20 protein-coding genes are annotated in these 23004 nt (G+C 67.7%); 9 read left to right on the top strand and 11 right to left on the bottom strand.

Annotation, left to right across the window (positions count from 1 at the left end; all coding sequences use genetic code 11):
- Positions 1-2 precede the first annotated feature (2 nt).
- Complete coding sequence (locus MHEC_RS23515) at positions 3-1658, bottom strand: AMP-binding protein (RefSeq protein WP_048891339.1); 1656 nt, start codon at positions 1656-1658, stop codon at positions 3-5.
- Between the two features lie 122 nt (positions 1659-1780).
- On the opposite strand from MHEC_RS23515, the gene MHEC_RS23520 reads away from it, so the two are divergent.
- The 3 genes from MHEC_RS23520 to MHEC_RS23530 are packed head-to-tail and all read left to right on the top strand — an operon-like array spanning position 1781 to position 3763.
- Positions 1781-2683: an alpha/beta hydrolase gene (locus MHEC_RS23520; protein ID WP_048891340.1), complete on the top strand. Its 903-nt coding sequence runs from the start codon at positions 1781-1783 to the stop codon at positions 2681-2683.
- A 9-nt stretch (positions 2684-2692) separates the two neighbouring features.
- Positions 2693-3328: a class I SAM-dependent methyltransferase gene (locus MHEC_RS23525; protein WP_048891341.1), complete on the top strand. Its 636-nt coding sequence runs from the start codon at positions 2693-2695 to the stop codon at positions 3326-3328.
- 27 nt (positions 3329-3355) lie between these two features.
- Complete coding sequence (locus MHEC_RS23530; RefSeq protein ID WP_235434788.1) at positions 3356-3763, top strand: nuclear transport factor 2 family protein; 408 nt, start codon at positions 3356-3358, stop codon at positions 3761-3763.
- 30 nt (positions 3764-3793) lie between these two features.
- On the opposite strand, the gene MHEC_RS23535 is transcribed toward MHEC_RS23530, so the two are convergent.
- Positions 3794-3937 carry a hypothetical protein gene (locus tag MHEC_RS23535; protein ID WP_201399647.1) on the bottom strand — a complete coding sequence of 48 codons (144 nt, stop codon included), beginning with the start codon at positions 3935-3937 and terminating at the stop codon, positions 3794-3796.
- A 116-nt stretch (positions 3938-4053) separates the two neighbouring features.
- Here MHEC_RS23535 and MHEC_RS23540 point away from each other — a divergent pair, with 116 nt between their 5' ends.
- On the top strand, positions 4054-8850 hold the full coding sequence (locus tag MHEC_RS23540; RefSeq protein ID WP_048891342.1) for a cation-translocating P-type ATPase: 4797 nt from the start codon (positions 4054-4056) through the stop codon (positions 8848-8850).
- A gap of 11 nt (positions 8851-8861) precedes the next feature.
- On the opposite strand, the gene MHEC_RS23545 is transcribed toward MHEC_RS23540, so the two are convergent.
- Together MHEC_RS23545 and MHEC_RS23550 are read right to left on the bottom strand one after the other, a co-directional pair.
- Positions 8862-10424 carry an AMP-binding protein gene (locus MHEC_RS23545; RefSeq protein WP_048891343.1) on the bottom strand — a complete coding sequence of 521 codons (1563 nt, stop codon included), beginning with the start codon at positions 10422-10424 and terminating at the stop codon, positions 8862-8864.
- Positions 10421-11287, bottom strand: a complete 867-nt coding sequence (locus tag MHEC_RS23550) for an SDR family NAD(P)-dependent oxidoreductase (RefSeq protein ID WP_048891344.1) — start codon at positions 11285-11287, stop codon at positions 10421-10423. The genes MHEC_RS23545 and MHEC_RS23550 overlap by 4 nt, the downstream gene beginning before the upstream one ends.
- A gap of 198 nt (positions 11288-11485) precedes the next feature.
- Here MHEC_RS23550 and MHEC_RS23555 point away from each other — a divergent pair, with 198 nt between their 5' ends.
- Positions 11486-12229: a methyltransferase domain-containing protein gene (locus MHEC_RS23555; RefSeq protein WP_048891345.1), complete on the top strand. Its 744-nt coding sequence runs from the start codon at positions 11486-11488 to the stop codon at positions 12227-12229.
- Between the two features lie 29 nt (positions 12230-12258).
- Here MHEC_RS23555 and MHEC_RS23560 read toward each other — a convergent pair whose 3' ends face one another.
- Both MHEC_RS23560 and MHEC_RS23565 read right to left on the bottom strand, forming a co-directional pair.
- Positions 12259-13548, bottom strand: a complete 1290-nt coding sequence (locus MHEC_RS23560; RefSeq protein ID WP_048891346.1) for an acyl-CoA dehydrogenase family protein — start codon at positions 13546-13548, stop codon at positions 12259-12261.
- A 73-nt stretch (positions 13549-13621) separates the two neighbouring features.
- A complete protein-coding gene (locus MHEC_RS23565) occupies positions 13622-14533 on the bottom strand; it encodes a hypothetical protein (RefSeq protein ID WP_235434789.1) in 912 nt (303 codons plus the stop codon).
- Positions 14534-14750: 217 nt separating this feature from the next.
- Between MHEC_RS23565 and MHEC_RS23570 the strand changes: the two genes are divergently transcribed.
- A complete protein-coding gene (locus MHEC_RS23570) occupies positions 14751-15782 on the top strand; it encodes a fused (3R)-hydroxyacyl-ACP dehydratase subunits HadA/HadB (RefSeq protein ID WP_048891348.1) in 1032 nt (343 codons plus the stop codon).
- Between the two features lie 26 nt (positions 15783-15808).
- Here MHEC_RS23570 and MHEC_RS23575 read toward each other — a convergent pair whose 3' ends face one another.
- The 5 genes from MHEC_RS23575 to MHEC_RS23595 are packed head-to-tail and all read right to left on the bottom strand — an operon-like array spanning position 15809 to position 20993.
- Positions 15809-16717: an SDR family NAD(P)-dependent oxidoreductase gene (locus tag MHEC_RS23575; RefSeq protein ID WP_327037185.1), complete on the bottom strand. Its 909-nt coding sequence runs from the start codon at positions 16715-16717 to the stop codon at positions 15809-15811.
- Positions 16718-16746: 29 nt separating this feature from the next.
- Positions 16747-18024 carry an amidohydrolase family protein gene (locus tag MHEC_RS23580; protein ID WP_048891408.1) on the bottom strand — a complete coding sequence of 426 codons (1278 nt, stop codon included), beginning with the start codon at positions 18022-18024 and terminating at the stop codon, positions 16747-16749.
- A gap of 13 nt (positions 18025-18037) precedes the next feature.
- On the bottom strand, positions 18038-19252 hold the full coding sequence (locus MHEC_RS23585) for an amidohydrolase family protein (RefSeq protein WP_048891350.1): 1215 nt from the start codon (positions 19250-19252) through the stop codon (positions 18038-18040).
- A 2-nt stretch (positions 19253-19254) separates the two neighbouring features.
- Complete coding sequence (locus tag MHEC_RS23590; protein ID WP_048891351.1) at positions 19255-20058, bottom strand: acetoacetate decarboxylase family protein; 804 nt, start codon at positions 20056-20058, stop codon at positions 19255-19257.
- Entirely contained in the window at positions 20055-20993 is a 939-nt protein-coding gene (locus tag MHEC_RS23595) for an SDR family NAD(P)-dependent oxidoreductase (RefSeq protein ID WP_172442175.1), read from the bottom strand. The genes MHEC_RS23590 and MHEC_RS23595 overlap by 4 nt, the downstream gene beginning before the upstream one ends.
- A 65-nt stretch (positions 20994-21058) precedes the next feature.
- Between MHEC_RS23595 and MHEC_RS23600 the strand changes: the two genes are divergently transcribed.
- The 3 genes from MHEC_RS23600 to MHEC_RS23610 all read left to right on the top strand — a co-directional run bounded on the left by MHEC_RS23600 (position 21059) and on the right by MHEC_RS23610 (position 22783).
- Positions 21059-21964 (top strand): IclR family transcriptional regulator, encoded by a 906-nt coding sequence (locus tag MHEC_RS23600; protein WP_048891352.1) that lies wholly within the window; start codon positions 21059-21061, stop codon positions 21962-21964.
- Positions 21965-22122: 158 nt separating this feature from the next.
- Complete coding sequence (locus MHEC_RS23605) at positions 22123-22377, top strand: type II toxin-antitoxin system Phd/YefM family antitoxin (protein ID WP_071700057.1); 255 nt, start codon at positions 22123-22125, stop codon at positions 22375-22377.
- Positions 22370-22783 carry a type II toxin-antitoxin system VapC family toxin gene (locus tag MHEC_RS23610; RefSeq protein WP_048891353.1) on the top strand — a complete coding sequence of 138 codons (414 nt, stop codon included), beginning with the start codon at positions 22370-22372 and terminating at the stop codon, positions 22781-22783. The genes MHEC_RS23605 and MHEC_RS23610 overlap by 8 nt, the downstream gene beginning before the upstream one ends.
- Positions 22784-23004: the final 221 nt, after the last annotated feature.

Genomic DNA, 23004 nt, shown 5'->3' on the forward strand with positions numbered 1-23004 from the left:
ACCTAGCCCACCACATTCTCGTAGCGGTATTCCGTGGTGATCGGTGTTCCGGCCCGGTGTGCGGTCTCTTCGCGGCGACGCAGTTCCACCCGGCGGATTTTGCCCGAAATCGTCTTCGGCAGTTCGGAAAACTCGACGCACCGGACCCTTAGATACGGCGGGACGCGGTCGCGCACGTATTCCATGATCGCTCGCGCGGTGTCGGCGTTGGGTTTCCAGTCGGTGGCCAGCGAGATGTAGGCCTTAGGAATCGACAGCCGCGTGCGGTCAGGCTGCGGCACCACGGCCGCCTCAACAACCGCGGGATGCTCGACGAGAACGCTTTCCAGTTCGAACGGCGACACCTTGTAGTCCGAGGACTTGAACACGTCGTCGCTGCGGCCGACGTAGGTGATGTCGCCGTCGGCGTCGCGGCGCGCGACATCACCGGTGCGGTAGTAGCGGCCCGCGGTTGGCCGTTGGCCGTCGTCGGGGTAGCCGGTCATCAGGTTGACCGGGCGAGCGCCGAGGTCAAGACAGATTTCGCCCTCGTCGCCAGGTTGCCCGGTGGCCGGGTCGACCAATACCACGGGCACTCCGGGCAGCGGCGCGCCCATGGAGCCGGGCTTGACCGGCCGGCCGGGTAGGTTGCCGATCAGCAGCGTGGTTTCCGTCTGCCCGTAGCCATCGCGGATGGTCAGCCCCCATGCTCGTGCGACTTCGGCGATGACATTGGCGTTGAGCGGCTCACCGGCGGCTACGATTTCGCGCAGCTGTTCCGGTTTGTCACCGAGGTCGGCCTGAATGAGCATGCGCCACACGGTCGGTGGTGCGCAGAACGTCGTCACCCCGGCGCGACGAATCTGGTCCAGCAAGGCGACCGCGTCAAACCGACGGTAGTTGTAGACGAAGATCGTCGCCTCGGCGATCCACGGTGCGAAAAGGCAACTCCAGGCATGCTTGGCCCAACCCGGGGAGCTGATCGCCAAGTGCACATCGCCGGGCCGCACACCGATCCAGGCCATCGTCGACAGATGCCCTACCGGGTAGCTGATCTGAGAATGCTGCACGAGTTTGGGTGTGCTGGTTGTCCCCGAGGTGAAATAGATCAGCATCGGATCCTCGACGGTGGTTCGAGCCGAAACGGGAGCGGTGCCAGCGATGTCGGCGGTGTCGGCATAGCAGTACCACCCATCGACTGGGGCGCCCACCGCGATGCGCCGGTAGTCACCCGGGATCGTGGTGAACTTGGCCGTGTCGGCCGTGTTGGCGATGACGAATCCGGCACGCCCGCGGCTGATGCGGTCGGCCAGGTCGGCGGGCCCCAGCGCGGCGGTGGTCGGCATGAGGACGGCGCCGAGTTTGGCGACGGCCAGCATCGACTCCCACAGTTCGACCTGGTTGCCCAGCATTAGCAGAACCCGATCGCCCTTGCCCACGCCCAGCTGGTGCAGCCATGCCGCGACCCGATCCGAGCGATCGGCCATGTCGGCGAAGCTCAGCCGTTGGTCGCCGCCGGCGTCGTCGACAATCCACAGCGCGGTGCGATCGTTGCCGCGCGCGATGACGTCGAACCAGTCGGTGGCCCAGTTGAAAAAACCGGTGATGCGCGGCCACGTCAAGTCGCCGGCGAGTGCGCTGTCACGCGCCGCGCGATAGCGATCGGTGTTGGTCGCCATGTCAGATAGCATCCCGCGACGGCGCCGGTTCGGCAGTCGGTTTGCGCCGCCGACGCCGGTCGGCGGCGCGGCCGCCCCGGTGGCTAAGATTTGGCGGCGACCGGCAGAGGAGAACGTGCAGCGTGTGGCTCGACGTGACCGAAGCGGTCGGCGAGCCGGCGTCGCTGGCCGCCACCTACTATCCCGCCGCGGCGGCGGATCCGATCGTGCTGGTGTGCCTGCCCGGCGGGACGTACAACCGCGCCTACTGGCATCTGGACGTGCCCGGCCACTACGGATACAACTTCGCCGCGTACGCCGCGGAGCGCGGCTACGCCGTGGTGGCGATCGATCCGCTGGGTACCGGCGAGAGCACCAGGCCAGCGCGTGACATCAGCCTCGACGACATCGCCGCCGCATTGTCCTGCGCGGTGGCCGCGCTGCCTGAAATCATCGGTAGCACAACGGCGCCCATCGCCATCGCGCACTCCTTGGGTGGCTATCTCGCCATCCTGCAGCAGGCCGCATCCCGCTGCTACGCCGCCCTGGCCCTTCTCGGCTGCACCAACCAGCACGTCGCCCCGCTGAACCTCGATCCGGACTTCATCGCCGCGGCCGCCACCGCCCAGGGCCGCAAAAAGCTGGCCGAGCAATTCGCCGGCATGATCCCCGAACCGTACCTGGAAGCCTCGCGTGATTGGTTGCACAGCTGGTTCCATCTCGCGGACGTGCCGCCCGCGGTGGTCGAGGCCGACACCGCGACCACGAAGTCCGTTGTGCCGCGCTGTTTTTCTGCGGCAGCAATACCCGGCATCGTCGCTGACGAGGCGGCGCTGATCGAAGTACCGGTTCTGCTCGGCTACGGTGCAGTCGACGTCTCACCGGAGCCGCGCGCCGAGCCGCGGTTCTACCGTCGCAGTCCCCATATCACCACCCTGGTCGTGGCCGGCAGCGCACACTGCCACAACATGGCGTCAACGCGCCACCTCCTGTGGCGGCAACTGCTGGCGTGGGCCGGGCAGGTCGGGCGCGCTGCCGATGGTTAGGCTGCACCCATGGAAGCAGCTCGACGACGCGGCTTCAATGACACGGTTACCCGGTTCTGGAGTTTTGCGGCCCCCGCCTACAACTTCCCGATTCTCCAACGCTGGGTCTATCGCCCGGCCCAAGACGAGGTAATCGAGCAACTGCGTACCCATGCATCTAGCCGGATAGCGGATATTGCTTGCGGCACAGGTGTTTTAGCTGACCGAATTCAGCGTGAACTCGAACCCGACGAGGTGTACGGGGTCGATATGTCCGACGGGATGCTGGCCCAGGCCCGGGCGCGGTCGGATCGGGTCCAGTGGCTCAAGGGCCCGGCCGAGCATCTTCCGTTCGACGACGACGCGCTCGATGCCGTAGTGACGACGTCGGCGTTCCACTTCTTCGACCAGCCGGCGGCGCTGCGCGAGTTCCACCGCGTGCTGGCACCCGGCGGGCTGGTGGCGGTCACGGCGCTCAGCGCGCGTCAACCTCGCCTACAGGCCCCACCGGCCAGCCGGTGGAAACCGGCGCATCACCCGTCGCCGGCCGAGATGCGCGCACTGTTCGAAGACGCCGGCTTCACGGTCACCGAACAGCACCGCATCCGCCGACCCGTGTGGATGAAGATCCTGTCCGATCTGCTCACCGTCGGGGTCAAGAGCTAACGTTGCACACCAAGCCAGGAGGGCGACGTGGATGACGTGAGCCGAGGCAGCGACGGTGTGGTGGAACGTTATCTGGCATGCCTGGGCAGCCAGGATTGGGATGGTCTGGCCACCACCATCGCGGACCAGGGCCTGGTCCGGGACGGCCCGTTCTGCGACGTCGTCCAAGGCAAAGAATCCTATATCGGCTTCTTGCGCAGTGTTTTCTCCGGACTGCACGGCTACCGGTTGCATGTGCGTCGGATTTCCCGTGCCTCCCAACGCCTTTCGTTTGTCGAGCTGACAGAGACGTTCGAGATAGACGGTGTGCCAACCGAATACCCGGAGTGCCTCGTGTTCGAGCAAGACGACGATGGCTTGATCTCGTACGTGAGCGTGTTCATCAAGCAGCCCGGCGGGGTGCCACGGGTTGACGGTGGCCGCGCCGGCGGTTAGCCCCGTCGCTCATGCGCGGCCTGATACTCGTCATGGCTGCCGCACCCAGGCCACCGGTAGGGGCCGGTCGACCCTGTCGTCGAGCGCACATGCGCTCAGCCCGGATCGCTGCGTGACGGTGTATCGCTGTTCCCCGGACGGGGCGGCTCCGGTCGGCGCCGCGGGAAACGCCATCCGGGTGTTCCTCGATGCCGAGCCGTTCGCCGCCATGCAGTTCACCAGGGAACTTTGCGGGCAGTGTTAGGTAATAGTCGTATGTCTTGGCCGCGGCAGACGTGAAGGGTAACGCGATGAGGGTTCCGGGTGTGGCCGCCGTCGTCGGTGGCATGGCCGATAGTGCGGCGCGGGTGGCGCGGGTCGGTGTGCAAAGCGCGGCCGGTGCTGTGGGTGCGGCGCAGTTGCTGACCGCCCCGGTCGTGCGATCGGCCGAACGCGTGCTCGGCACGACGGGCAATTCCCATCGCGCGGCCGCACCGGCGGTGTGCTGGCACACCGACCGGCGCCTGCACGTCGACCTGGATCCGCTGCTGCCTTTTCCGCGCTGGCATCAGCATGCGGCCGCGGTCGAGCACGCGGCCCGCAAGGTTCCGGGCGTGTCGTCGGCCCACGTCGAGCGGGCGCTGGGTCGGCTGGTGGTCGAGCATGCGGGGTCCGTCGACGGCGACACGATGACGGATGCGGTGCGTGAGGCGGTGACATCGCTGGCAGCCGAGGCGATTGACCACGAGCCAGCACCCCGGATAGCTCCGTTCGCCGACCCCGGAGATCCGGCGGCGATGCTGGTGCCGCTCACCGCTGCGGCCCTCGACGTGGTGGCCGTCGGTGCCGCGGTCGCCGGCTGGCTGAGCCGGTTGCCGGCCGCGCCGCGAACCGCGCGCGCCGCCGTCGCCGTCCTCAACCAACCGCGGGTGCGGTCGGTGCTGGAGTCGCGGCTGGGCCGGGTGAGCACCGAGTTGGCGCTCAGCGCCTCAACCGCGGCGGTGCATGCGCTTGCACAGTCTTTCGGCACACCGGTGCTGGACCTGGCGCAGCGGGGCTTTCAGATCGCCGAAGCCGCGGCTCATCGCCGGACCTGGGGGCAGCGTGAGCCCGAGATGGCGTCACCGCGGCGTCCGCAAGCCCCGGTGGTTCCCGTCATCTCGTCGAACGGTGCAGGACCGCAGGCATCGGGGTCCCCGCAGGCCGAAAGTGAACCTTCGCACGTGGTGGTCGACGGAGCCGTCGACGCCGCCATCGACACCGCCAAGGGGGCGATGCCCGGTCCGGTCGAGCAGTACCTGGGTCAGGCGGCCAACGGCTCCCTGGTCGCCGCCGCGGGCACCTTGCTGGCCGGCGGCGGGCCCGAGGCTGTCGCCGACGCGATCCTGGCCGCGATACCCAAGGCAGCGGTCTACGGCCGGGAGGCGTTCGCGGCGGTGTTGGGCCGCGGACTGGCCGACGCCGGCCAACTGGTGCTCGACCGCGGCGCTCTGCGCCGCCTGGACCGCATCGAGGTCATTGTCATCGACGGCGCGGCACTGCGCGGCGACGCGCGGGCGGTGCTGCGAGCCACAGGCGGCGCCCCCGGCTGGGACGACGACCGGGTGTACGAAGTCGCCGACGCGCTGCTGCACGGCGAACAGGCCCCGGAACCCGATCCCGACGAGCTGCCGGCCATCGGCGCGCGGCTGCGATGGCTACCGCCGCAGGGGCCGGCGGCCACGCCGGCCGAGGGGCTGGAGCGCGCCGAGCTGGTGGTCGACGGCAAGCACGTGGGCAGCGTCGAGGTGGGCTGGGAGGTCGATCCGTTCGCCATCCCGCTGCTGCAAACCGCACATCGCACCGGTGCCCGAGTGGTGTTGCGGCATGTCGCCGGCACCGACGATCTGGCGGCCAGCGCCGCGGTCGCCCACCCGGCCGGCACGCCGCTGCTGAAGCTGGTCCGCGACCTGCGGGCCGACCGCGGGCCGGTGTTGCTGATCACCGCGCTGCACCCGGATTTCGCGTCCACCGACACACTGGCGGCGCTGGCCGTCGCCGACGTCGGGGTCGCACTCGATGATCCGAAAGCGGCCACCCCGTGGACCGCTGACATCATCACCGGCACCGACCTTGCCGCGGCGGTGCGCATCCTGTCGGCGTTGCCGGCCGCGCGGCGAGTCAGTGAAACCGGTGTGCATCTCGCTCAGGGCGGCAGCACGCTGGCCGGACTGATCGCCGTCACCGGCGAGCCCAAGCAAGCCAATCCCGTGACCATACGACGTTGGCTCAGCCCGGTGAACGCGGCCGCGGCCACGGCGCTGATTTCGGGCGCCTGGTCGGCCCGGAAAGTGTTGCGGCTACCCGAGCCCACCCCGCAACCGCTGACCGCGTGGCATGCCCTCGATCCCGAGATCGTTTACTCGCGGCTGGCCGGAAGGAGACGCCCGCTGGCTGCCGAGCCGGGCGTGTCGTCCTGGCAACGCTTCCTCACCGATCTGTCCGACAGTCCGCCGCTGGCGCCGCTGCGCGAGCCGGCCCGTGCTGCCGGCCGGCTGCTGGCGGCGACCCGGGCCGAGCTTCGGGACCCGCTGACCCCGATTTTGGCGGTGGGGGCCGCGGCGTCAGCCGTTGTGGGCAGCAATATCGATGCCCTGCTGGTTGCCGGCGTGATGACCGCCAACGCGCTCGTCGGCGGGGTGCAGCGGCTGCGCGCGGAACGTGCGGCCGCCGAGCTGTTCGCCGAACAAGAGCGCTTCACGCGCCGTGTCGTCGTCCCGGTGATGGCAACCACCCGGCGGCGGTTAGACGAAGCCCGGCGTACCGAACGGATGGTCACGGTGCCGGCCAGCGCGCTGCGCCCCGGCGACATCATCGACCTGGCCGCTCCGGACGTCGTGCCCGCGGATGCGCGGCTGCTGGTCGCCGAGGATCTCGAGGTCGACGAATCCCTGCTCACCGGCGAGTCGCTGCCGGTCGACAAGCAGGTAGAGCCGGTCGCCGCCGACGATCCCGACCGGGCCAGCATGCTGTTCGAGGGCAGCACCATCGTCGCCGGGCACGCGCGCGCCATCGTCGTCGCCACTGGGTCGGCCACCGCGGCCCAACGGGCGATCTCGGCGGTCTCCGATGTCGAACCGGCAGGGGGAGTGCAGGCCCGATTGCGGGAGCTGACCAGCAAGGTGCTTCCGCTGACGCTCGCCGGCGGCGTGGCGGTGAGCGGCCTGGCGTTGCTGCGCCGGGCTTCGCTGCGTCAGGCGGTCGCCGACGGCATTGCCATCGCCGTGGCCGCGGTGCCCGAAGGACTACCGTTGGTGGCATCGGTCGCCCAGCTGGCCGCCGCGCGCCGGTTGTCGCGCCGCGGGGTGCTGGTCCGCGCGCCGCGCACCATCGAAGCGCTGGGCCGCGTCGAAACCGTCTGCTTCGACAAGACCGGCACGCTGACCGAGAACCGCCTGCACGTGGTGTGTGCCGTGCCGGCGTCCACCGACCCGGCGCAGGCATTTCCCGACTTGGCCGATGCGCCGGCCGCCGAGGTGCTGCTCGCCGCCGCGCGGGCCTGCCCGGAGCCGGAGGATCAGCATGGACACGCACATGCCACCGATGAAGCGATCATCTCCGCTGCGAGTTCGCTTGATGCCCAAGCTGATTCGGACTGGACGGTGATCGCGGAGGTTCCGTTCGAATCCAGTCGTGGGTTCTCAGCCACGATCGGCGCGTTCAGCGATGAGCCGCAGGAACCGATGCTGGTGCTCAAGGGCGCACCCGAGCAGATTCTGCCGCGCTGCCGGTTTGCCGATCCCGATGCCGAGCGCGAGCATGCCGAGTCGGTGGTGTACGGCCTCGCCGAGCGCGGCTTGCGGGTGCTGGCGGTGGCGCGGCGCCGGTGGGACGGCGAGACCGCCGACGAGTCCGACACCGACGCCGACGCCGTCGAAGCCGCCGCACAGGATCTGGACCTGCTCGGCTATGTCGGTCTGGCAGACACCGCCCGACCGTCGGCCCGGCCGCTGATCGAAGCGCTCCAGAATGCCGGGCGACGCGTCGTGCTGATCACCGGGGACCACCCCGTCACGGCCCGGGCCATCGCCCATCAGTTAGGGCTGCCGGCCGACGTGCGGGTGGTTACCGGAGCCGAGCTCACCGGGCTCGACGAGGACGCCTGCGCCAGACTCGCTTCCGAGGTCCAGGTTTTCGCCCGCGTCAGCCCGGAACAGAAGGTACAGATCGTCGCGGCGCTGCGCCGTTGCGAGCAGGTGATCGCGATGGTCGGCGACGGCGCCAACGACGCCGCCGCGATCCGGCTGGCCGATGTGGGCATCGGGGTGAGCGGCCGCGGTTCGTCGGCCGCTCGCGGGTCGGCCGACATCGTGCTGACCGACGACGACCTCGGCGTCCTGGTCGACGCGTTGGTGGAGGGCCGCGGCATGTGGAGTGGCGTGCGTGATGCGCTGACCATTCTGGTGGGCGGCAACGTGGGAGAGGTGATCTTCACCATCATCGGCACCGCATTCGGTGCCGGACGCGCACCGGTCGGGACGCGTCAACTGCTGTTGGTGAACCTGCTCACCGACATGTTTCCCGCGCTGGCGGTGGCGGTCACCCCGGTATTCCCCGAACCTGCAGACGACGACGGGCAAACTGCCAACGGCGCCGATGCGGCACACCGCGCCTACCAGCGCGCGGTGCTCACCGAGCCGGCACCGTCGCTGGACACGCCGCTGATGCGTCAAATCGTCAACCGCGGCGTGGTCACCGCCGCCGGCGCCACCGCGGCCTGGGCCATCGGGCGTTGGACTCCGGGAACCCAAAGACGCACAGCGACCATGGGATTGACCGCATTGGTCGGAACACAATTGACGCAAACCCTGCTGACGCGCCGGCACAGCCCACTGGTGGTGGCCACCGCGCTGGGCAGCGCCGCAGTCTTGGTGGGCATCGTCCAGACCCCCGGCCTCAGCCAGTTCTTCGGGTGCACACCGCTGGGACCCGTCGCCTGGACCGGTGTAATCGGCGCGACCGCCGCAGCCACCGCCGTCTCGGCCCTGGCCCCGAACTGGTTGGCCAAAACCGTCGACGCGTCGGCGCCGGTGCGAGACGTGGCGCCGCGGTTGCGGGTCGTGGAGTAGACCGCACGGTTTCAGGTCGGCAGTTCGTTTCGCATGACTTTACCGGCGGGGTTGCGTGGGATGTTGCTGACGATGCTGACGTCTCTCGGCTGTTCGAAGCGAGAAACCTTGTCCTTCAGATATTCCCGTACCGCGGCCTCGTCGATCTCGGTGTCCGGCCGAGGCACGACATAAGCGGCTAGGCGACGACCGAACTGTTCGTCGGGAACGCCGATCACCGCATTGTCGGCGATGTCAGGATGCTCAGCCAGCGCGTTTTCCACCGCGCGCGGATAGACGTTCTCCCCGCCGGAGACGATCATGTCGTCTTCGCGGCCGACGACGTAAAGGCGCCCGGATTCGTCGAAGTATCCCATGTCGCCCGTGTTGATCATGTTGTCGACGACCGTTTTGGCGCCACCGCCGGTGTAGCCGCGCGCCGTCAGCGTGCCGCCGACGAACACACGCCCGGTGACGTGTGGTCCGACCGGGTTGCCGTTTTCGTCGAGAATGCGCACCGAGCAGCCGGCAACCGGTCGGCCCACGGTTTCCGGAGCTTCGCGCAAGTCGGCCGGCGTGGCCAAAGCCCCGACGCCGGCCTCGGTGGAGCCGTAGCCGTTGTAGAGGATGTCGCCGTAGGTGTCCATGAACCGTCGCGCCACACTGGGATCGAGGCGGTCGCCGCTGGAAATCACCACCCGCAGATACGGCACCGGGTTGCGGACCCGCACGGTGTGCGGCAGGTCAACAATGCGCGCCAGCATCACCGGCACGGCGGTAAACGCCTGGGCGCGATGCAGCGACGCCTGGGCCAGCGCGGCCTCGGCGTCGAAGCGCCGGCGGGTCAGTATGGTGCCGGCCAGGCCGACGGTCAGCATGGCCATGCCCAAGCCCAGACCATGAAACATGGGAACGGCCACCGAAATTCGCGAACCGAGCCGCAGCCCGGTGCGATCGAGTATCGTCACGCCAACGCCGAACGCCGACAGTATCCGCGGGGCGCGGGGCACACCCTTGGGCTTACCGGTGGTACCCGATGTCAGCAGGATGATCCGGCCGGCCGCCGCGACTTTGGGCCGCTCACGCCCGCGGGTCTCAATCGTTGCCGGGTCGATCGCCGTCATCGACTCTGCGGTTGCCGCCACCTGCTGGGCAAATTCGTTGTCGCACACCACGGTTGTGATTCGATGAGCGCTCAGCGCGGCGGCCAGAGCATCGGCGCGGAACTCCGTATTGACCAGCACAACGTCGGCGCCGACCAACGCGACCGCGAACACCGCTTCGAGCAAGCCGCGGCCGTTGCGGCACAGCACCCCGACGGTCTGCCCTGGTTGAACACCGCGGCGGTACAGCTCGTGAGCGAGGGCTTCGGTCTTCGATTGCAGCTCGCGATAGGTAATAACGCCGTCGTCGTCGATGACGGCCGCACGATGCGGCGCACGCGCCGCCGCGATGGCCAGCAGCGTAACGGGATTGGTGCCACCGCGGCACATTTCGCGAACCAGGCAAAGCGCCCCGGCCGGATTTGGCGGTGTGAGCAATCGGGAGCGCAGCAGTGCTCGGGCCGTGGTGGTGACCACGCTCGCGGTCGTCATGGTCGGTGCTTGCGCTCGATCGCGTACCGATACCACAGTCGCGCCGCCCAATCCACCGGGCCGGCCAGCGCCACCGTGGTGACTTCTGCGGGCCAGGCCCACCACGGCTCGATGGTGCGCGGCCGTTCGATGATCGCCTTGGCGACCACGTCGGCGGCCTCGTCGGCCGATAGCCCCGGCAGTTTGCGCAGGAAGGGGGTAGGCTCGCTCATCCGGGTGTGCACCAAGGCCAGGTAGATCGTGGTGACATCGACGCCGTCGGCATGCAGCTCGGGGGCGACGCTGCGCAGCCAGATGTCGAAGGCTCCTTTCGACGCCTGGTAGGCACCCCACTGCGGCCCGGGCGGAACCCGCACCCCGACACTCGAAATGCTGATGATGTGGCCGCCGCCGTGCGCGCGCATCGCGGGAAGCACGCCGAGCAGCAGCCGGATCGGCCCCAGATAGTTGATGTCGATGGTGCGCTGGAAGTCGTGCGCGCGGTCGTACTGGTGATGTAGCGAGCGCCGAATCGACTTACCGGCATTGCTCACCACGACGTCCAGTGGGCCGTGCTCGTCGGCGATGCGTTTGGTCAGCGCGCTGACGGCCGCTTCGTTGGTGAGATCGGTCGGGTGCGCGACCGCTCGTCCGCCACCCGCGGTGATCGCTGCCACCAGGTCGTCCAGCCGATCGGCCGAGCGGGCGACGCCGAGGACGGTTGCGCCTGCGGCGGCCACCGCGCGCGTGGTGGCCTCACCGACACCGTAGGACGCCCCGGTCACCAGCACCGTTTTGCCGGCAACGGCGCGGCGCAATGTGTCCGGATCGGCGACCCGCGGCGGGTTGACCAGCCTGTCGATCACCCTGGCGGCCACGGTCATGGCACTATTCTCACCGCACGCGGCTATTCGACCAGCCAGGCAGGCGCCGCCGGGGTTCGGGTCGTGGGTTCGCCGCGTTTTCTCGCCGCGTTAACGCAGCCGGCAGCGGCCGGGCGTAGGCTGCGAATCAACACCGCTTGACATGAGGCGGGTTAGGTAATCACCAGTACGGCTTGATATTTGGCGGAAGGACGGTGTATGACCGATCTCCACACCACCACATTGCCGCCCGCATTGCGCAAGGCGCTGGAGCTGCTGAGTGATCCGCCGGCCGACCCGGAAGTCAGCAAGGGTTACCTCGACTTGCTCGGCACCGCGGCGGCGGAGGAATCCCCACCGAGCAAGGGCATGATCCAGACGATATGGACATCGCCGCTGGTGGCGGCGATCTACGACACCCAGCAGGCCCTCGTGCGTAGGCTGCTCGGCGTTTTGCGGCTGCCCATCGAGTGGTTGAACATCTCGGCCGGCAGCACCGTATTAGACGTCGGCTGCGGCCCTGCCAGCATTACCGCGTCGCTGGCCCGGGCCGCCGGCCCGGAGGGCCTGGTCTTGGGTGTCGACTTGTCCGAGGCGATGTTGACGCGCGCGGTGCGCACCCAGTGGGGACCGCAGGTCGGCTTCCTGCGGGCTGACGCGCAACAGCTGCCGCTTCGCGACCAGACCGTCGATGCGGTGGTCTCGATCGCCGTGCTGCAGTTGGTCCCGAATCCCGCGGCGGCGCTTGCCGAGATGGCGCGGGTGCTGCGGCCGGGAGGGCGGCTGGCCGTCATGGTGCCCACCGCCGGACGCGCTGCTCAGCTTTGGCGTGCCTTTCCCGATATCGGGGCCTACGTTTTCGGGGAAGACGAGATCGGCGACATTCTGGAAGACCATGGCTTCGTCAGCGTGCGCACCAAGATCGTCGCCACTTTCCAATGGATCCGCGCAAAACGTGGATAATGCTGTTGCTCAAATGTTTTCGCTTCCCGCTAGCCGGAGCGCCGGGCGGCGAAGTATTTCTTGTAGGCCTCGGCCGACGCACGTAATTCGGGCTGTGCCTGAAACTTTGGCTCAAACTTCTTCCACGCCGCCTCGCGTTTGGCCGGAATGTACTCCGTCGGCCAGTACGGGTGCTGCTGCGGCCGGTACTGTGCCAGGAGCCGTCGGGCAACGGTAGCCTTGTGCACCTCGTCGACTCCATCGGCGATACCCATGGTGGGCGCGCCGGCGTACATCGCTTGCAGCGGAGTCAGGTCGGTCGTGCCGAGCGAGCCGAAGATGTGCAGTGCGCGGAAGGATATCTCTCGCAGAGCCTTGGCCATCGTGAACTTGACGGCCGCAATCTCGGTGCGGGCCTCCTGCGTGCTCGTGTTGTCGATCTTCCACGCCGTGTAAAGCACCATCAGCCGCAGCTGCAGCAGCTCGGCGTAGGAGTCAGCGATCTTTTCCTGCACCATCTGGTGTTCGGCGATGACCTTGCCGTGCGATTCTCGCGACAGCGCCCGCTCGCACATCATGTCCAGCGCCAATTTGCATTGGGCGATGGTGCGCATGGCGTGATGGATGCGGCCACCGCCGAGGCGACGCTGGGCGAGCACCTTGGCGCCATCCTCCGGGCCCAGCAGGTGGTCGAGGGGCACGCGGACGTCACGGTAGATGATGTGGTTGTGGTTGCGGGGCTCCGGCATGATCTCGACGCCGGGCGTCTTGCGCGGCACCACGAACATCCCGTTGGTGCACATGACGAATAAGATGTCGGCCACCCGGCCCGCCGAGGTGAACCACTTCTCGCCGTTGATCACCCACTCGTCGCCGTCACGGACCGCGTGGGTCTTGAACAGGTTGGGATCCGAACCGCCCTGCGGTTCGGTCATCGAATAGGCGGAAAAAATGTCCTGGTTGAGCAGCGGCTTGAGCCACCGCTGCTTCTGTTCCTCGGTTCCGTAGGCGGCCAGCATTTCCATGTTGCCCGTGTCAGGCGCCGCGGCGCCGAACATCGCCGGCGCCGACGGATACCGGCCGATGACCTCGTTGAGCAGCGCAAGCTTCAGCTGGCCGAAACCCGGGCCGCCAAGCTTCTTGTCGAGGAAGATCGCCCAAAGCCCGCGTTCTTTGATCTGCTGCTGCAGGCCGCGGACGTAGCCCTTCACCACGGGGTCCGGTGAACGGACGGCGTAGGGGAAGACGTACTCGAGAGGCTCGATCTCTTCGCGGCAGAATTCCTCAACCCAGTCGAGCTTCTTCTGGAATTCCGGCTCGGTGGAAAAGTCCCAGGCCACGGCGCCTCCTGCGGTCAATCGGTTGGCCAGCGGTACAGACGAGTATCGGCCTGGTCCCGCATCACGAGCCACGCTAACCGCGATCGCGCAGACCGGCGCGAAGCAAATCCCATGCGAGACGCCGGGCCTCCGTGGCCCTCTTGTACATGAGGCGCTGCACCGCAGGAATGGGATTGGGATGTGGTTGATGGCCTTCGACGACGGCGGCGTGCACCTCCTCGGCGACCCGCATCGCCATCACCGCAGCCTCGTTGACGTGCTGCAGCGCGCGATGCAGGTGCTCGTCCTCGACGAGCAGGTGGGCGTTGTCGATCTCGACCGCAAAGTCGTCCACCACCTGAGCGATCCGCTCGATGATCGGAGTCATGGCTTGCTCCCGTTGGTCGCGGTCATCGAAGCGCAGGACCCTCGCCCCTTCGTCCCACAGGAGGGCCAGCATCCGGGTGTGCGCACCGACAGCGCGCGATACCTCGACCAGCGCTTGCTTTTGCAGCCGTTGGAGCAGGTGCGCGCGCTCGGCGCGAGCCAGTTCCCGTTGAGCTTCCATCTCCGCGCGGTGCAACGCCCGTTGAGCTTCCATTTCGGTCTGGTGCAACCGTCGGGTCAAGGCCAGCTCGCGGGCAGACCGTTCCTCGGCGGCGGCCAGCTGGCTGCGCAGGCGTTCGTGGGACTCGGCCGCGTTCCGGGCCGCCTGCCGCTGGATGGCGACGGTCTGCCAGAGGGCTATCAGGCCGACACCGAAAACAACGGCGCCGAAGAACCACTGCGCCTTGGATCCGCTTTCGCCGGGACTGAAGACGATGTACCAGCCGATGGCCACGCTGGCTGCGACTCCCCCGCCCAGCCAGCACAGCCCGCGCCAGCCTCCGATTGTGCAATACCAGCGCGGTTCGCGGCGACGTGGCTTTGGTGGCGGCGTCGACGCGTTCAGCTCTCCGGATCCCAGTGGCTGGGTGGCCCCGGCCGGTTGCGCGGGCCAACTCATCGTGGCCTCCCTTCTGCCCGAGCCTCCGCAATGCGGGTTCAGACTAGAGCCGCGGCTTGGCGGCGACGCCGCTCGGTCCACCTCGGACCGGCTGAGGACCGCCCACTGCACCGGCGCGGCCACAGGTCAAACGCTGATTGCTGTCAATGTCCGGCGGCGCGTTAGTGTGCTGTGGTCAGCCTCAGCGAAGAGGCGAGTAGAAAAGTTGGGCACATTCATGACCACAGCAGCAGAAGCATCGGCGCTCGAATCGCGGGTCGGCCACTACTACCAGATGGACCGCACCTATCTGGTCGGCCGCGAGAAGCTGCGCGAGTACGCCCGGGCGGTGCAGGACTATCACCCCGCACACTGGGACGTCGGCGCCGCCGCGGAGTTGGGCTACCCGGATCTGGTCGCGCCGTTGACATTCACGTCGGTCCCGGGCATGGCCTGCAATCGCCGCATGTTCGAAAAGGTGGTCGTGGGCTACCACACCTATGTGCAGACCGAAGAAGTCTTCGAGCAGCACCGACCGATCGTCGCCGGCGACGAGCTGCACGTCGACGTCGAACTGACGTCGGTGCGACGCATCGCCGGCCGAGACCTGATCACCGTGACCAATACCTTCACCGATACTGCCGGCGAACGGGTGCACACCCTGCACACCACCGTCGTCGGCGTCACCGCCGACGATGTCGATCCGGCGATCAAGACTGCCGCGCAGAAGGCGATGATGCACGACGTGGACCTCGCCGCAATCGGCGAATCCGATGCCGACTACGAGAAGACGCTGCGCCCCGACGGCGACGTTCGAATCGCCGAGGGCGGCGCGACCCGCACACCGGGGACGCCATCCTTCGAAGACGTCCAGGTCGGCGACGAGCTACCCGCGCGCCATGCGCGCCTGTCCCGCGGTGACCTGGTGAACTATGCCGGCGTGGCCGGCGACGCCAACCCGATTCACTGGGACGAGGACATCGCCAAACTGGCCGGGCTGCCCGATGTGATCGCCCACGGCATGCTCACCATGGGTTTGGGTGCCGGGTTCGTCTCGGCATGGTCCGGTGACCCCGGCGCGGTCACGCGCTACGCGGTGCGGCTGTCGCAGCCCGCGGTCGTGTCGGCCACCGAGGGCGCAGACATCGAATTCAGCGGCCGCATCAAGGCGCTGGATCCGGCAACCCGCAGCGGTGTCGTCATCATCTCCGCCAAATCTGATGGCCGAAAGATCTTCGGCCTGGCGACGGCCAGCGTCCGCTTCCGCTGATCAGCGTTTGTCGACCCAAGAACCGCTCAGCTGATAGAGAACCCGCCGTCTACCGCGAGGACCTGATTGGTAATAGGTCGCGCCGCGGTGGAAGCGAAAAATAGCACCGCGGCGCCGATCTCGTCGGGCTGCTGAAAGCCGAACGGTGTCTGGCGTGTCGCGGGTCCGACACTGAGCGGGCCTTTGGCATTCATTGCACCGGGGGTGATGACCGCACCGGGAAGGATCGTGTTGACGGTGATTGAGTGCTCGGCGAGCTCGAACGCGGACGCAATGCTCAGAGCTGCAAGAGCCCCTTTCGATGAGGTGTACGAGACGAGGCCTTTAATCAGTCCTCCGCGCAACGCGTTGGATGCGATGTTGACGATTCTGCCGCCCTGTTGGGCGGCGACCATTGCCCGCGCCGTCTCGCGTGTCATGAGGAATGCGCCGCGAACATTGACGTTGTGAACGCGGTCCCATTCTGAAGCGGTCGCGTCGAGCAGGTATTCACGATCCTGCAACGCTGCGTTGTTTACCAACAGCCATGGCACTCCAACGGTTTCGACGATGTGCCCACATGCTTCGACAATCGACGTCTCCTCGCCGACATCCACGGCGACGGCTACTGCCTGGTGTCCTGCTGCGGTGAGGGCCGCGGCTTGACGTCGGGCTTCGGCGTGGTCGAGGTCGGCAAGTACCACCGTGGCGCCGGCCAGTGCGAGGACTCGCGCGACACCCAGACCTATGCCAGCGGCGGCGCCGGTGACGACCGCTATTTTGCCGGTCAGTCCGAATAGCTCCTCGACGCTTTCTGCCATTGAAGACGTTGTTCCTTCCTCTGGGACCCGCTTCGGTGGTGTGCGCAACCGTGCCGGTCCAGATCCGGATTCGCATTCTAAACGGGGAGGATAGAAACCAAAGGGGCGAAACGTTGGGAGGGGTGCTGCGCACATCGGCGCACTTGGTTTCCCCGCTTACACGCTCACTTCTCCACCAGGTCCGGGATGGGCTCTGCGCCCGTCAGCCAGTGGCGGCCGGTCCGGCGGGCGGTCTCCCACTTGGGGATGCTCACCGCATCGTCCTGGCCGAGGTCCTCGGGGGTCGGGCCGATGCGCTCGGCCTGTGGAGCCAGCGCGTCGAGATCGAAGTTGTAGATTTCGGCTGCCGCCAGGCCCAGCATTTGCCGGGTCTCCGCGATGGGGACATCCCAAAAGGAGCGACGCAGCCAGTCGCGGGTGTGCGGCCAGGTTCCCTCCGGATGCGGGAAGTCATTGCCCCACAGCATGTTTGACACGCCAATCTCGTAGCGCCGCGCCAGCTCCCGGCGTTCCGTGGTGGTGGCGCCGATAAAACAGTTCCGGTCGAAGTAGGCCGAGGGCGGCATCGTCAGATCGCCCTCCATCCGATGGCTCATCTTCTTGGCCGAGTGCTCACGCAGGTACCGGGTGTCCATCAGCCAGAGCAGGTCGTTGGCCCAGAAGGCACCGCACTCGGTGACGCCCCATCGCAGCCGGGGAAACCGCTCGAACACCCCCGACCACAACGCGAACCATAGCGGCCGAACGCCCCACCAGCGCACCTCGGTGACGTAGATGCCCAGATGTCCGCCGTACTCCTCCTGCGAGGCGGGACCGGAGTGGGTGTGCACCGGCATCTGCAGGTCCTGGCAGGCGGCCCAGACCTTGTCGTAGCGACGGTCGTGGTAGGGCGGGTAGCCCACCCAGCGGGCGGGGATCAGGATCCCGCCCCGCAGTCCGGACTCCGCGGCGCGGGTGATCTCGGCCACCGCCGCGTCGACGTCGGCCAGTATCGGCACGACCGCGACCCCGGCCCGCCGCTCGGGGCTGTGGCTGCACAGTTCGGCCAACCAGCGGTTGTGGGCCCGCGCGCCGGCCATTGCGCGGCCCGGGTCGAGGTCCCCCGACTGGCCCAGTCCGGCGCCGAACGGCGCGCCGGCGACCCCGGTCACGGCGTCGGCGTCGGGGAAGATGACCTCGCCGACCACCCCGTCGCCGTCGAGCTCCTTGTCCCGCAGGGAAACATCCCATCCGCCGGCGATGCCGTCGCCGTGCTCGGTGAACCACGCTTGCGCGAACTCCTCGTCGATGAACCCACCCGCCCGCGCCGCGGCCTGCTTCTCCGCCAGGTAGGCCTCGAAGTCCTCCCGGTATTCGGGGTCGACGTACTCGCGGTAGCGCTCGGTGGGCAGCTCGGCGTGGGTGTCTGCGGAGATGACGACGTAGCTGTTTTGGGGGGCCACTTCGGTCCTTTCGCTACCAGGCACGGATGGGGTCGGGTTCGAAGACGGTGCTGCTCGCGTCGGCCGGCACGGCCGGCAGCGGCTCGGCGATCTCGGCCACGGTCGGGCCGATTCGTTGGGCCAACGCTGCAAGAACCTCCAGATCGAAGCCGTACACGGCCGCCGCGTTCCCGCCCACCATGGCCGCGACCTCGTCGGCCGGGACACCGCTGAAGGTGTGGCGCAGCGCCTCCCGGGTGTAGGGAGTGGTCCCTTCGTAGTGTGGGTAGTCGCTTCCCCACATGATCTTCTCGACGCCGATGCGGTGGCGCTCGGCGCATTCGACCGGCCGCATGAAGCTGGCACCGACGTAACATTGGCGGGCCCAGTACTGGCTGGGCTTGAGGGGCAGCGACCCGGCGGTGGGCCCGGCGAAGCGGGCGATCGCCGAGCTAGCCCGGCGGTAACGGGCCGCCGCCACGTCCAGCGAGTCCAGCGTCGCCGGTATCCACCCGGCGCCTTGCTCGGTGAAGACCACGGTGAGCTCCGGGTGGCGGTCCAGTGCGCCGCTGAAGATCAGGTGCCACAGCGCCCGATGCGCCCACCAGTGCGTCTCGTACACCCACACCGCGAACGAGCTGCCCCACCCGTCGAGCGGACTCGGCCCGGCGTTGCCGCCGTGGTGGTTGACCACCACGCCCGCCTGCTCGCACGCCGCCCACAGCGGCTCCCAGTGCTCGGCGTAGAGCGGGGGGATGCCGGTGCCGGGGACGACGCCGGGCAGCAGCACACCGCCACGCAGCCCCAGTCTGGCGATCTGTGCCACCTCGGCAACCGCCTGGTCGAGATCGCCGAGCAGGATCTGGCCCACCCCGGCGCGCCGCTCGGGCGAGGCGGAGCAGAAGTCGGCCAGCCACCGATTGTGCGCACGCAGGCCGGCCCACCGCAGCTCGAGCTCCCGTGCGGTCTCCGGCGGGGGCGCGGCCAAGCTCGCCTGGGGGAAAAACGGCGGCACGGTATTGGGGTAAATGACTTCCCCCGCAATGCCCTCTCGATCCAGGTCAGCGTTACGCCGGTCGCTGTTCCAGTTGCGTTCGGCGTCGGGCTCGGTGAGGTCGCTGAACGGGTTGACGTATGTCTTTGCCCAGCCGTCGAATTCGTCGCGGTACTGCGGCTCGAGGTACTCGCGGTAGTCGAGCAGATCCGCGCCGGCGTGGCAGTCAGCCGAAATGACCGTGTACCGATCCATCGCTACACCCGCGTTGGCTCGGGTCGGGGAGCGGCGAGCAGTGCCACGTCGTCGTAGCGCTGGTGCACATACGGCAGCAGCCACTCGGCCGGCACCCGCGCCGCGATGCGTCCCACCTGGACGGTGCGCCGGCGACACCAGGTGATCGACCTGATCTGGCGAATCGCAATGTCCGCCACCGGATCCAATGGAGATTCCCCCAATTCGAGTGTGCCGTTGATGTTCTCCAGCAGCTCGTAGTGGCGGTGGTACTCGCCGTAGACCAGGTGCGGGTCGGTGATGCCGTTGCCGTCGGGGGCACGCAGGAACTTGAAGTAGAACTCGGTGTTCACCTGGTCGGGCGGCAGGGCCGCCGAGCCGGTGACCTCACCGTGGACTCTGATCAGCTGATAGCCCAGCCGGTCGACGGTGGCGGTGACGCGATCGCCGTCACGCTCTACCTCGATGTGGGCCAACTTTTTTGGCTCGCCGAACGTTTCGCGTCCGCCCGTGACCGACTGTTCGGTCGACTGGGGCATGACCAGCGGATAGTCGCCCTCCAGGTCGCCGTGCCGGGCGGTCACCGAAAACACCGCCGACCCGAACGGCGGCCTGCCTTCTATCGCCACCCGTTGCAGCTGGACCCGCACCACCGGCTCAGCCGCCGGCTCCAGCGGCCTCGGCAGTACGGCCGCGACGATCTCCGGATCGGTCAGGTACGTGACGGTCACCGCTTCGGTGGCGATGGGTGCCTTGGTGGCGTCGATCTCGTGATCGACTTGCTCTCCCGGTGGTCGAGGACCGTAGCGAATCACATTGGTGCTCAACGCTTTTCTCCTTCGATGGCAGGCTGCTTCTCGGCGCTCTGGCCCAGAACGTCGATCAGGTAATCGGGGTTGCGGCGCGCCAGGATCGATGCCGCTTTGCGGGTCACGACGCCGTCTGCGGGTGTCGGTGGGCCCATCATCCAGAAGCGGTCAGCCAGGATTCCGTCCACCACTTGGTCAGCGACCGTTTCCAGCGGAGTGAACTCGACACGCGTGCCGGCGGCCGCGAAGCCGGCCACAACGTCGGCCAGTGTGTGCTCGGGGGTGCGGCGTTGCTGAGTTGCGGCGTAGCGCTGCGGCCGGTGCCGCCACGACTCCCAGATGCCGGTGTTCAAAAAGCCGCTGGGAAATAGAACATGCGCCCGCACCCGCGTCCCGGTCATCTCCAGGTGGCTGTAGAGGCTTTCGGTCAGGCAGAGCACAGCGGCCTTGGTCATCGGGTAGACCGCCGTGGCCGGTCCGCCCAGGGCGCCCCGGGCAATCGGTGCGAATCCGCCGTTGCCCGAGCAGGTGTTGACCACATGTCCCTCGCCCTGCTCGAGCAGGATGGGCACGAAAGCCTTGATGCCATGGACGACGCCCAGCACGTTGACGTCGATACCCCAGCGCCAATCGGCCAGGTCGTGCTCCCACATGTAGCCCTCGGAGACCGCGCCGGTGCCGGCGTTGTTGCACACCACGTGCACCGCGCCGAAGCGATCGAGCGCCTGGTTGGCGAGTGATTCGACCGAGGAATAGTCGGTGACGTCGGTGACCACGCCGACCGCCTCGATGCCCTCGTCGGCGAGTGCCCGGGTTGCCCCGTCCAGCGGTTCGGCGAGGACATCGGCGAGCACCACGTTCATGCCCTCGCGGCCGAAACGCCTGCCCAGGGCTTGGCCGATGCCTCCGGCTCCGCCGGTTACGACCGCCGTTTTGCCGCGCAGGTCAGTCATTGTGGCAATGGTCACATGGTCGCGCATGCCACCGCAACTGGTCGTATTATGCGACCATATGGCGTATGGCTCCGCGTCCCTCGCCGCAGACCGAGCGGGTGGTGACCCTCTTCGAGCAGCTGGCCGAGGATGGAAGCCGGGGGATGACATTGGCCGAAGTGTCGCGTCACTTGAGCGTCCATAAGGCCAGCTGCCACTCGATGCTGTCCGAACTGCTCCGGGCCGGCTGGCTGCTGCGCGACCCGGTTCGCAAGACCTACCACCTCGGTCCCGCCCTGATCCGGCTCGGCCGGGAAGCGGCGAGCCGCTATCCGGCCCTGGTGCTGGCCCGCTCTGCGATGGCCGAGCTGTCGGCCACGACAGGCGCGCACTGCATCGCCTTCTCGGTAAGCGATGACTGCTCCACCGTCGTGGACCAGGTCCGAAGCCCACACGGCGGCGGTCACCCGATGCCGGTTGGCACCCAGTTCCCGCACCGCCCGCCGTATGGGGCGCCGATCGTTGCCTGGGCCTCGCCGGAGGCTCGGGAGCGCTGGCTAGCCTCCCTGCCCGAGGACGTGCGCGATCGCTACCGCGAGGCGTTGGCAGCGGCCAAGCGGCGTGGCTACGCAGTCGGTCTGCACATCCTGCCCGATCTGCGCCTGCGGGAGCTGGCGCAGATCGTGCGTAGTGCCGAAGTACGGTCCACCCGGCTCAGCCAGCTGGCGCAGGCGCTGACCGACGAACTCATCCACACCGAAGAGTGGTTCCCCATCAGCCTGGACCCGGACCGCACCTACGAGGTGAGCCACATCGACTCGCCGATCCTGGAGCACGGGGCGCGCATCGCCTTGATGCTCAGCCTGGTCCCCCGCGCCAAGCCGATGAGCGCCGCAGCGGTCATCGGCCTGGGTGAGCAGCTTTCCGCGGTGACGCGGCGACTAAGCGCCGCATTGACTGAGAAATCGCCGGCGGGCCGCATCGATACGTAGGAACCCTTGTGGCGAAGGGCTTTTCAGTGGGGCGGTAGATCTACATCATCGACGCGATGGGCGCCGAACAGGTGGCGCTTGAGGGGCCACGCCGCTGTTGAAGGTGAGTGACAGCCGGCATGGAGATCCATGCGTAGCACACATGCTACGATGTCGGTGTGGTTAAGCAGATCACTCAGCGGGAGCTACGCAATAACAGTGGCGAGATCATGCGCCAGCTTGACCAAGGCGAGTCTTTCGTCGTGACCAGGAATGGAATCCCGGTCGGCGAGCTTTCCCCGTTACGTAGGCATCGGTTCATAAGCGCTGAAGCGGCCGTCGCCGCATTTAGGGGTGGTCCGCGGGTGGCGTTCGATCGGTTCCGGGCCGATCTCGATCGGACCGTCAGCCAGGAGATCGCGCCTCGTGGCTGATGCACGTCGTCCGTCTCGCGGGCTCATTGACACCTCCGTCGTGATCGATCTAGATCACATCGCCGCCACGCAGCTACCAATGGAACTCGCAATCAGCGCCCTTACCATGGCTGAGCTTTCCGCTGGCCCTCATGCGACGACCGATGCCGGTGAGCGAGCGCGACGTCAAGATCGCCTACAACGAGCTGAGGCCAGCTTCGATCCGCTGCCGTTCGACGGCGATTCGGCGAGGGCCTACGGGCGCATCTACGCCACGGTCGTCGCGGCGGGGCGTAAGGCGCGTGGCCCGCGAGCCGTCGATCTGTTGATCGCCGCCACGGCCGTGGCCGCAGACCTCCCGCTCTACACACGCAACGTCGATGACTTCCGAGGGCTGGAACACTTCCTGACCGTCATCGGCGTCTGATCGCCACGGGTTCAGCCAAACATAACAATGAAAACCAGTGGGGCGCGCTGCCGGCACAGTCCGTCACTGAGCCCACGACCGCCCACCCGCGCCCAGGGTCGGAGCCGTCCGGTCTCAATACCGTTGGCACTCTTCGTAATACGCCTTGCGCTGCACGAATCCACAGTGCCGTGTGACCAGCCGTTGGCATCCTGTCCGACGGTGGGATGCCCCGGGCCATC

It is taken from the genome of Mycobacterium heckeshornense (assembly GCF_016592155.1).
GTDB lineage: Bacteria > Actinomycetota > Actinomycetes > Mycobacteriales > Mycobacteriaceae > Mycobacterium > Mycobacterium heckeshornense.

Coding starts and splice junctions, on each gene's coding strand:
- MHEC_RS23515 (WP_048891339.1), bottom strand. CDS start 1,658: ATGGCGACCAACACCGATCGCTATCGCGCGGCGCGTGACAGCGCACTC.
- MHEC_RS23525 (WP_048891341.1), top strand. CDS start 2,693: ATGGAAGCAGCTCGACGACGCGGCTTCAATGACACGGTTACCCGGTTC.
- MHEC_RS23535 (WP_201399647.1), bottom strand. CDS start 3,937: ATGGCGTTTCCCGCGGCGCCGACCGGAGCCGCCCCGTCCGGGGAACAG.
- MHEC_RS23540 (WP_048891342.1), top strand. CDS start 4,054: ATGAGGGTTCCGGGTGTGGCCGCCGTCGTCGGTGGCATGGCCGATAGT.
- MHEC_RS23545 (WP_048891343.1), bottom strand. CDS start 10,424: ATGACGACCGCGAGCGTGGTCACCACCACGGCCCGAGCACTGCTGCGC.
- MHEC_RS23550 (WP_048891344.1), bottom strand. CDS start 11,287: ATGACCGTGGCCGCCAGGGTGATCGACAGGCTGGTCAACCCGCCGCGG.
- MHEC_RS23555 (WP_048891345.1), top strand. CDS start 11,486: ATGACCGATCTCCACACCACCACATTGCCGCCCGCATTGCGCAAGGCG.
- MHEC_RS23565 (WP_235434789.1), bottom strand. CDS start 14,533: ATGAGTTGGCCCGCGCAACCGGCCGGGGCCACCCAGCCACTGGGATCC.
- MHEC_RS23570 (WP_048891348.1), top strand. CDS start 14,751: ATGACCACAGCAGCAGAAGCATCGGCGCTCGAATCGCGGGTCGGCCAC.
- MHEC_RS23575 (WP_327037185.1), bottom strand. CDS start 16,717: ATGTGCGCAGCACCCCTCCCAACGTTTCGCCCCTTTGGTTTCTATCCT.
- MHEC_RS23585 (WP_048891350.1), bottom strand. CDS start 19,252: ATGGATCGGTACACGGTCATTTCGGCTGACTGCCACGCCGGCGCGGAT.
- MHEC_RS23595 (WP_172442175.1), bottom strand. CDS start 20,993: ATGACTGACCTGCGCGGCAAAACGGCGGTCGTAACCGGCGGAGCCGGA.
- MHEC_RS23600 (WP_048891352.1), top strand. CDS start 21,059: ATGGCTCCGCGTCCCTCGCCGCAGACCGAGCGGGTGGTGACCCTCTTC.